9 protein-coding genes are annotated in these 8,814 nt (G+C 70.6%); 3 read left to right on the plus strand and 6 right to left on the minus strand.

What is annotated here, in order from left to right; genetic code table 11:
- Nucleotides 1–69: 69 nt before the first annotated feature.
- Both M4J07_RS17850 and M4J07_RS17855 read right to left on the minus strand, forming a co-directional pair.
- Entirely contained in the window at nt 70–435 is a 366-nt protein-coding gene (locus M4J07_RS17850; RefSeq protein WP_255973026.1) for an iron chaperone, read from the minus strand.
- A 46-nt stretch (nt 436–481) separates the two neighbouring features.
- Nucleotides 482–1,051 (minus strand): hypothetical protein, encoded by a 570-nt coding sequence (locus M4J07_RS17855; RefSeq protein WP_255973028.1) that lies wholly within the window; start codon nt 1,049–1,051, stop codon nt 482–484.
- Between the two features lie 280 nt (nt 1,052–1,331).
- Between M4J07_RS17855 and M4J07_RS17860 the strand changes: the two genes are divergently transcribed.
- From M4J07_RS17860 to M4J07_RS17870, 3 genes are all read left to right on the plus strand, one after another.
- Entirely contained in the window at nt 1,332–2,048 is a 717-nt protein-coding gene (locus tag M4J07_RS17860; protein WP_255973030.1) for a hypothetical protein, read from the plus strand.
- Between the two features lie 297 nt (nt 2,049–2,345).
- Entirely contained in the window at nt 2,346–3,161 is an 816-nt protein-coding gene (locus tag M4J07_RS17865) for a PTS sugar transporter subunit IIA (RefSeq protein WP_255973032.1), read from the plus strand.
- A 50-nt stretch (nt 3,162–3,211) separates the two neighbouring features.
- Nucleotides 3,212–4,786: a PTS ascorbate transporter subunit IIC gene (locus M4J07_RS17870; RefSeq protein WP_255973034.1), complete on the plus strand. Its 1,575-nt coding sequence runs from the start codon at nt 3,212–3,214 to the stop codon at nt 4,784–4,786.
- Nucleotides 4,787–4,856: 70 nt separating this feature from the next.
- Here the strand turns inward: M4J07_RS17870 and M4J07_RS17875 are convergent, their stop codons facing one another.
- The 4 genes from M4J07_RS17875 to M4J07_RS17890 all read right to left on the minus strand — a co-directional run.
- Nucleotides 4,857–5,315 carry a hypothetical protein gene (locus tag M4J07_RS17875; RefSeq protein WP_255973036.1) on the minus strand — a complete coding sequence of 153 codons (459 nt, stop codon included), beginning with the start codon at nt 5,313–5,315 and terminating at the stop codon, nt 4,857–4,859.
- A 102-nt stretch (nt 5,316–5,417) separates the two neighbouring features.
- Complete coding sequence (locus M4J07_RS17880) at nt 5,418–7,019, minus strand: Na+/H+ antiporter (protein WP_255973038.1); 1,602 nt, start codon at nt 7,017–7,019, stop codon at nt 5,418–5,420.
- Nucleotides 7,020–7,085: 66 nt separating this feature from the next.
- Entirely contained in the window at nt 7,086–7,775 is a 690-nt protein-coding gene (locus tag M4J07_RS17885) for an NADPH-dependent F420 reductase (protein WP_255973040.1), read from the minus strand.
- Nucleotides 7,776–7,811: 36 nt separating this feature from the next.
- Nucleotides 7,812–8,814, minus strand: a 1,003-nt coding sequence (locus tag M4J07_RS17890; RefSeq protein ID WP_255973041.1) for an LLM class flavin-dependent oxidoreductase, incomplete at its 5' end; no start/stop codon positions are given.

The raw sequence follows: 8,814 nt of genomic DNA on the forward strand, positions 1-8,814 counted from the left end.
AGGTCGAGCACCCGAATATTCGAGAGGCTGATCGCGGGATGCGAAGGGACACCACCCGGGCGGACCGGCTCAGCAGACGGTGCCCGGCCGTGTCGCCGTCGCTCGCAGCAGGTCCCGCAGGAGGGTGAAGTCCATGGACTGCACCTTGCGGAACCGCAGACATCCCTTGCCCATGTCCTGAGTCGCGAGGCGTTCGGTGAACGCCTCGCGTACGTCGCTGCGCATCAGGTAGAAGGAGACGTACTGCTTCTGGCTGGCGAAGGCGATCTCGGCGACACCGTCGCGCTCGTACGCGGGCATGCCGTACGCCATGACCTCCGTGAAACCCGTCAGCTCCCGGCGGCACAGCTGCCGCAGCTCGGTCAGGGCGTCCCTGCGCTCGTCAGGCACCTCGGTCAGGTATGCGTCGACGTCCTTCGCGGCACTGTGCACCATCCGACGAAGCTAAGCCGCCCGCTCGGTCCCCGGCAACCGGAACCGGTCACGCCCGAGAAGGCCGGGCAGTGGCCTCCCACGTCTCGACGACATGGCGTGCGGCCTGCGCGTACGACGTCGCCGGTGACGTGGGATCGTCCAGGACGTCGCGCTCGCGGGTGCACTCCCACTCGACGTGGGTCGCCGTGTCGACCAGTTCCTCGGCCTCGCGCGGCGGGAGTCCGTCATCCGACATCGTCGCCATCAACCGCTCCAGGTCGTCCCAGCGCTCGGGGGCGACACTGCGCACCGCCTCGATGAACTCCAGTGGGATCCTCGGTGCGGTCGGGCGGGCGGGTGTGTAGAGGACGTCGCCGGTGTCGCCGTCGGTCACGGTGAACCTGCCGACAGGGCAAAGCAGTCGCGTGCTGCCGTCGTAGCGGGTCAGGGTCAACTCGACCGCGCCCGTGTCACCTACGTCGATGTCACTGACGACCCCCTGGTACTGCGTCCCGCACCCTGGGCTGTCGTCGTCACCAGTCCGACGGTCGTCGAGGACGACTCTGCGGCCACGCCACGCGGCCCAGTCGCATGCTGCCAGGTCAGTTGAGGTGCCGCTGTCGGGTGTGCTGCTCACGACTCCCCCAACGGCCGACCGGCCACCGGGACACGAGGTGACACCTGCCGGTACCCGTATGCCAGTTCACTGAACAGTCGAGTGGCCGCACGTGCGCGGAGCCCGGTTCTCGACGGAGACGAGCCACTCGATCCGCCCGGAAGGGTTCACTCACTGACTGTCGGCCTACACTCGGGCAGGCCAAAGGAGTTGCACCGTCCACTTGTGCCGGGACTGGTCACGCCCCGTGGCGGGTGTGTACCCAGGCTTCCGCGAGACGCACTGACGAAAGGGCCCCACCATGCCGAACAGTTCCGCCCAGCCTTCCTCCGACCTCACCAGCCGTTACACCTCCCAGCTCACCTCCGACCTCGCGAGCGTCAACACGGAGATCGCCGCACTCGAGGAGCGGCTGGAGATCCTGCGCAGGGACCAGGAGTTGCTCGCCGGGATGCAGCAGGCACTCTCCGGCAGTGACACCGAACTCCCCGCCGCCCCGGCGGCCGCCATCCCCGCACAGTCCAAGGCCGAGGAGACCGCGTCGGCCGAGTCCGAGACCGGGTCGAAGGCCGGGTCGAAGGCCGGGTCGAAGGCGAAGGCCGCGCCCAAGTCCCGTGTCCCGTCCACTCGCTCCGCGGCCAAGTCGGCCGGCTCGGCCAACTCGACCAAGGCGCCCAAGCCGGCCAGGGCGAGCAGGACGGCCAAGGCCGTGAAGTCGTCCAAGCCCGCCAAGGCCGCCGCCAAGGACTCCGGCCCCACACTCGTCGACCTGGTGCGCTCCTGCCTGACCGAGCAGAGCGAGCCCCGGTCCGCCACCGAGATCACCCAGTCCCTCACGCAGGCCCACCCCGACCGCACCATCAAGACGACCGTGGTCCGCAGCACCGTGGAGGCCCTGGTCGCCAAGGGCCACGCGGAGCGCAGCAAGCAGGGCACGTCCGTCTTCTACACGGCGGCCTCCCCCGCTCCGGCGACGCCGTCACCCGTCACCACCCCGGCCGCGCCGGAATCGGCCTGAGACGGTCCGTTCCCACCCTGACTCCTCATGTCCCAGAGGCCGCCCGCACGCACACTGACACCGATCGGACACGGCATCACCTACCGTGCGGGCATGGGGAACAACGGGGAAGCAGAGGGAACGGGCCGGACCATCTGCCCGATGTCTCGGGCCGGCCCCGGAGCGAGCACGAACCTTCACCGGCCCCCGACCACCTGACGGCAGGAGGTCCCCCGACCGGGCCAGCAGGAATAACGAATCAGTAACGCCCGGTGTGGCGTCCGTGCGGCGGCGCGGGATGTCCACACGACTGCTTCCATGAGCGAACTGAGTGAACTGATCCCCGTCGAGGCGATCCGTCTCGACGTCGCCGCGCCCGATTGGCAGGCCGCGGTGCGGACGGCCGGAAACCTGTTGGTGGAGACCGGTGTCAGTACGGACACGTACACACAGGAGATGATCCGCAACGTCGCGGAGAACGGGCCGTACATCGTCATCGCGCCCGGCTTCGCCTTCGCGCACGCCCGGCCCTCGCCCGCGGTGCGCCGCACCGGCATGTCCTGGGTGCGGCTCGCCTCCCCGGTGAACTTCGGTCACGAGACCAACGATCCGGTCCACCTCGTCGTCGCGCTCGCCGCCACCGACGCCGGTGCCCACACCGAGGCGATGGGTGCGCTGGCCCGGCTGCTGGCGGACTCCGACACCTCCGCGGCCCTCGACCACGCGGCGACACCCCAGGCACTGCGGCAGATCCTCGCGGGCGACGCGGCCTCGACCGGCACGGCTTCCTCCCCCACGTCCTCGTCCGAGGGCGGCGAGGCGGCCGCGCCCAAGAGGTCGGGCCATGGGATGCACAAGATCCTGACGGTGTGCGGCAACGGCGTCGGCACGAGCCTGTTCCTCAAGTCCACGCTGGACAAGGTGCTCGACCGGTGGAAGTGGGGCCGGTACATCACCACCGAGGCAACCGACACCATCTCCGCGAAGGGCAAGGCGTCCGAGGCCGTAGCGATCATGACGTCGCGGGAGATCGGGCGCACGCTCGGCGACGTCGGCATCCCGGTGCGGGTGATCGAGGACTTCACCAGTACCAAGGAGGTCGACGCCGCGCTGCGTGACCTCTACGACGTCTGACCCACGACGCCGCCCCCGCTCCACCTGCCCTTTCCCCGTTCGGAGTTCCCATGAATGTCCTCGTGGACATCGCCAAGTTCATCGTCAACGAGATCCTGAGCGTCCCCGCGTACCTCATCGGCATCATCACGGCCGTCGGTCTCATCGCCCTGAAGAAGACGACGGGCCAGATCATCGGCGGCGCCATCAAGGCGACGCTCGGGTTCCTGCTGATCGGCGCGGGCGCCACGCTGGTCACCAACTCACTCGCACCACTGGGCACGATGATCACGGGTGCGACCGGCTCGCACGGCGTGATCCCCACGAACGAGGCGATCGTCGGCATCGCCCAGGCCGAGTACGGCTCGCGCGTCGCGTGGCTGATGATCCTCGGCTTCCTCATCAGCCTGCTCCTCGCCCGGTTCACCCCGCTGTCGTACGTGTTCCTGACCGGGCATCACATGCTCTTCATGGCCACCCTGCTGACGATGGTGATGGCCACGGCGGGAGTCACTTCCTGGGTCGTGGTCGTCGTCGGCGCGGTGCTCCTGGGCATCATGCTGGTCTCCATGCCCGCCTTCGCGCATCCGTGGACCAAGCGCGTCACCGGCAACAACACGGTCGCCGTCGGGCACTTCGGGACCGCCGGGTACATCGTCTCCGGGGCCACCGGTCAGGTGGTCGGCAAGAAGAGCCGCTCCACGGAGGAGATGAACCTGCCCGAAGGGCTGCGCTTCCTGCGCGACTCGATGGTGGCCACCGCCCTGTCGATGGTCCTGATCTACATGATCATGGCCATCATCTTCCTCGCCAAGGTCGGGCAGAAGGAGGCGTTCAAGGCGTTCGCCACAGACGGCGGCGCGGGCTCGGCCGACGTCGGCAACTACCTGATGGCGGCGCTCGGCCAGGGTCTGCAGTTCGGCATCGCCGTCGCCGTGATCCTGTTCGGTGTGCGCACCATCCTCGGCGAGCTCGTCCCCGCCTTCCAGGGCATCGCGCAGAAGGTCGTCCCCGGCGCCATCCCGGCCCTGGACGCGCCGATCGTCTTCCCGTACGCGCAGAACGCCGTGCTCGTCGGTTTCATCTGCTCGTTCGTCGGTGGCCTGGTCAGCCTGGGGCTGCTCGTCGGCGTGTTCAAGCCCGCCTTCGGCACGGCCCTGGTACTGCCCGGACTCGTCCCGCACTTCTTCACGGGTGGTGCGGCGGGCGTCTTCGGCAACGCGACCGGCGGCCGGCGGGGAGCGGCCATCGGCTCGTTCCTGAACGGCGTCCTGATCACCTTCCTGCCCGCGTTCCTGCTCGGCGTCCTCGGCTCGTTCGGTTCGGCCAACACCACGTTCGGTGACGCCGACTTCGGCTGGCTCGGCCTGATCCTCGGCAACGTCGCCAAGGCCGGCACCGTGGCGGGCATCGTCCTGATGCTCGTGGTCGGACTCGTCATCCTCGGCGGGGCGATCGTGTGGCAGAAGCGGGTCGTGGAGACCGGCTGGGACCCGGGCGCCAAGCGTGCCGCGCTGCTGCCGCCCGAGGACCGGCCCGAACAGCACGACGAGAACGCGGGCGGCGAGACCGCCGTCTCCCGTACGTACGCGAAGATCGCTCCCCCGGCGGGGGCACCGACCCCGCCGCCCCCGCCGCAGGACTGAAACCCACCGGCGCCCGGGCGGGCCGCCGGTCATCCCGGCGCCCCGCCCTTCCGCCCCAGCTGCTCCTGCGTCACTGCTCCTCGCGCGCGGCCTGCCGGGCGAGGAACTCCTCGAACGCCGCCTTCTGCTTCGGATCCATGAAGCCCTGGCGGACGTTGCGGGCCTTCTCCGCGAGCCAGTGCGCCTCGGCCGGGTCGAGGAGTTCGGCGACGACCACGCCGTCACGGGCGACCGCCGTGCGCCCGCCCACCCGTCGGCGGTAGAGCGTGAACGGGCCGAACTCCGCCGGATGCGCCAGTTCCGGCTGACCCGGCTGATCCGGCCGGTCCGAGGGGTAAGCGGTCGGCGCCCAGTGTTCCCAGAGCGCGAGCATGGCCGCCGGCACCAGCACGCCGTGCGTCCCGGCCACACCGCCCTCCCACGCGATCGTGAGGGTGACGGGCTCGTCGACCGCCTCCGCCAGTCCGAGCACCCGCTCCATCTCGTCGTTGATCGGGTAACTCACTTCGACATCGATCCGTATCCCCATGCCGGCCGAGGCTACTGGCTGCCGGGAGGCGGACCTGTGCCAGTCAGTTAATCAGTCAGTCAATGATTCAGTCAGTCAGTGAGTCAGTCCCTCAGTTCAGTCTCAGTCGACCGGTACGTGGCGCAGCAGGTGGAGTTCCTCGGAATCGAGCCGGCCCTGGACGCGGCGGAGCACCGTGTCGTCGATGTCGCCCCGGTCGCGCAGCCGGACCACGACCGCCCGGCGTTCGGCGAGGATCGCCAGGCGCAGCGCGGTGGCGTCGTCGGTGAGGCGCTGCGGGTGGAGGACCAGGTCGGCGGGTTCCGCCTGGCAGCGCAGCGCGAGCGCGTCGGCCTCCGCCTGCCAGGCGACCCTGACCGCCTCCGCGACCTCGGGCGCGGTGTCCAGCCGTTCGACGAGCACGGGGAGCGCGGCGAGCGCCTCGTTCAGGGCGTCGGACTCGGCGCGCCACTCCTCCCGCACCACCGACCGGTCCACGGGGATCCGCGCCCACCGCACCACCCAGGGCAGGATCACCGACTGCGCCATCGTCACCACGATCACGACACCGGTGACGAGCACGATCAACTCGCGGTCGGGGAAGGGCGAGCCGTCCTCCAGCGTCGCGGGGACACCGAGCGCGGCAGCCAGCGAGATCGCGCCCCGGAACCCGGACAGGGCGCTGACCGTGAGCCGCCGCGCCGAGTACGTCGTCCCCGACGCGCGCGCCGTCCCGCGCCGGGCGACCCGGAAGAACCCGGCGACCACGAAGTAGTACGCGAACCGCACCGCGATCAGCGTGCCCGCGACGGCGAAGCCCGCCCCGAACGCCCGGGGCAGCTGGCCGCCCCTCAACTCCATGACGGAGTGCACGAGTTCGACGCCGATCAGGACGAACAGCGAGCCGTTGAGGAGGTACGTGGCGACGGTCCAGAAGTTCTGTGCCTGCACCCGGACCTCGGCGCGCACGGTGCGCGGCCCGCTCTGGCTGAGCATCAGGCCGCACACGACGACCGCGACCACCCCGGACGCCTCGGCGTACTCGGCGACGAGGTACGCGCTGAACGGCGTCAGCAACAGCAGCACCTGCCCGCGCAGCGCGTCCCCGTCAGCCGTCTTCGACCGCAGCCGCTGCATCAGGACGGCGGACACGAGCCCGATAAGAGCGCCGCCGCCGTACCCGAGGACGAACAGCCAGCTGACGTGGGGCACGGTGACGTGCTCGGTGCCGACGGTGACGCCGACCGCGATGCCGTAGACCACCAGCGCCGTACCGTCGTTGAGGAGGCTCTCCGCGCGCAGCAGCGTGATGTCGCGGCGCGGCAGCAGCCGGGCGACGACGCCGACGGCGGTCGCGTCCGTCGGTGCGACGGCGGCACCCAGCGCCCACGCCGGTCCCCAGTCGAGGCCCACCTCGTGGGCGACGCAGGCGACGGCGCCCGCCGAGGCGAGCACCAGCACCGTCGCGGCGAGCGTCACGTCGGTGAGATGGCGGCGGAACTCCCGCAGCGACGTGTTGAGGCTCTCCCAGAACAGCAGCGCGGGCAGGAAGAGCAGCAGCACCACCTCGGACGGGAGTTCCACGGCACGCAGCGACGGCACGAAGCCGATCAGCACACCGAGGGCGAGCAGGACGACGGGAGGTGCGACCCGCAGCCGCTCCCCCCAGGCGGATCCCAGCAGTACGGCGACCCCCAGCAGCACCACCAGCACAAGGCCCAGCACGTGTTCCTCCCGATCCTCGCTCTGTGCCGGAAACGGTACGGGGAGTTCGGTGCCGGGGTTCCGTCGTCACCTTCCTGGTGGCGCGTCCGGTTCGGGGGCCGGGGTGCGGGGCGCCGACCGGTCGAGCAGCGCGCGGAGCTCGGCGGCGCCCACGTTCGCGCCGAACGTCTCGTTCCCGGGCTGCAGGCGGGCTCCTTCGGCGAGGGGGCCGGCCGTGACCGGGTCGAAGCCGAGCGCGTCGACCAGGTGCGCGACGACGTCGACGGCGTCGGTGTCGTCACCGGCGAGCGCGATGGCCCTGCGGTCCGCGGCGCCGGGCGGCAGGGCGCCTTCCTCCAGGTCGTGGTAGCCCATGTGGTTGAAGGCCTTGACCACGTGCGCCCCGGTGAGGAACTCCTGCACGATCTCGCTGGACGAGGTCCGGGGGTCGGTCAGGTCGTCGCGGACGCCGTCGGTCTCCCACCAGTAGTTCATCGCGTCGATCACCGGCTTGCCGCGCAGGGCGTCGGCAGGAACCGTGCGGTACTTGCCGAGCGGCAGCGCGAGAACGACGGCGTCCGCGCCGGCCGCGGCCTCCCGGGCAGTGACCGCGACCGCGCCGGGCGTGAGCACCTCGACCGTCAGCGCGATCGTCGCCGGGTCGCCCGAACCGGCGATCAGCACCCGGTACCCGGCGCGCACGGCGAGCCGCGCGAGCACGGTGCCGACCTTGCCCGCGCCCAGGATGCCGAGGGTGCGTACGTCGTGGACCGTCATGTCGTCGTCCTCCTCACTCGTGGATCGTCGCTGTCGTCAGCCGGCCAGCATGTCGCGGACCATCGGGATCACCTTGGTGCCGTACAGCTCGACGGAGCGCAGCCGGGTGCTGACGGGCACCGTGCCGGAGCCGTAGATCATGTCGAAGCGGCCGATGTCGAGCGCCCGCACGGCCCGCGTGATCTTGCGCGCGACCGTCTCGGGCGACCCGATGTAGAGCGAGCCCTGCTCGATCTCGCGCTCGTACTCGCCCCGAGTGATCGGCGGCCAGCCGCGCAGCGCGCCGATCCGGTCCCGCATCTCCTGGTAGTGCGGCCAGTGCTGTGCGCGTGCCTCGTCGTCGGTGTCGGCGACCAGGCCGGGCGAGTGCATCCCGACGGGGTGCGCCGTCGTGCCGAACTGCTCGGCGGCCCGCTGGTAGAGGGCGATGTACGGCGCGAAGCGTTCCGGGCTGCCGCCGATCACGGCGAGCATCAGCGGGAAACCGTACTTCGCCGTGCGCACGACGGACTGCGGCGAGCCGCCGACGCCGACCCAGGTGGTCAGCCCCGACTCGGTCTTGGGGAAGACGTCCGCGTCCGTCAGCGGCGACCGCACGGTGCCGCTCCAGGTGACGGGCTTCTCCTCCACCAGTTTCGCGAAGAGCTCGATCTTCTCCTCGAAGAGGACGTCGTAGTCGGCGAGGTCGTAGCCGAACAGCGGGAACGACTCGGTGAACGAGCCGCGCCCCAGGATGACTTCGGCCCGCCCGTCCGCGAGCGCGTCGAGCGTCGCGAAGCGCTGGAAGACGCGGACCGGGTCGTCGGAGCTGAGCACCGTCACGCCGGAGCCGAGCTTGATGCGGTCGGTGCGGGTGGCGATGCCGGCCAGCACGGTCTCGGGCGTCGAGATGGCGTACTCGGGGCGGTGGTGCTCGCCGAGCGCGAGGGCGTCGACGCCGATCTGGTCGGCCAGGACGGCTTCGTCGACGACCTGCCGGATGGCCTGCGCGTACGAGACCGGACGGCCGGCGTCGTCGTGCGGGACGTCGCCGAACGTG

The sequence above is a fragment of the Streptomyces longispororuber genome, from assembly GCF_024448165.1.
GTDB lineage: Bacteria > Actinomycetota > Actinomycetes > Streptomycetales > Streptomycetaceae > Streptomyces > Streptomyces longispororuber_A.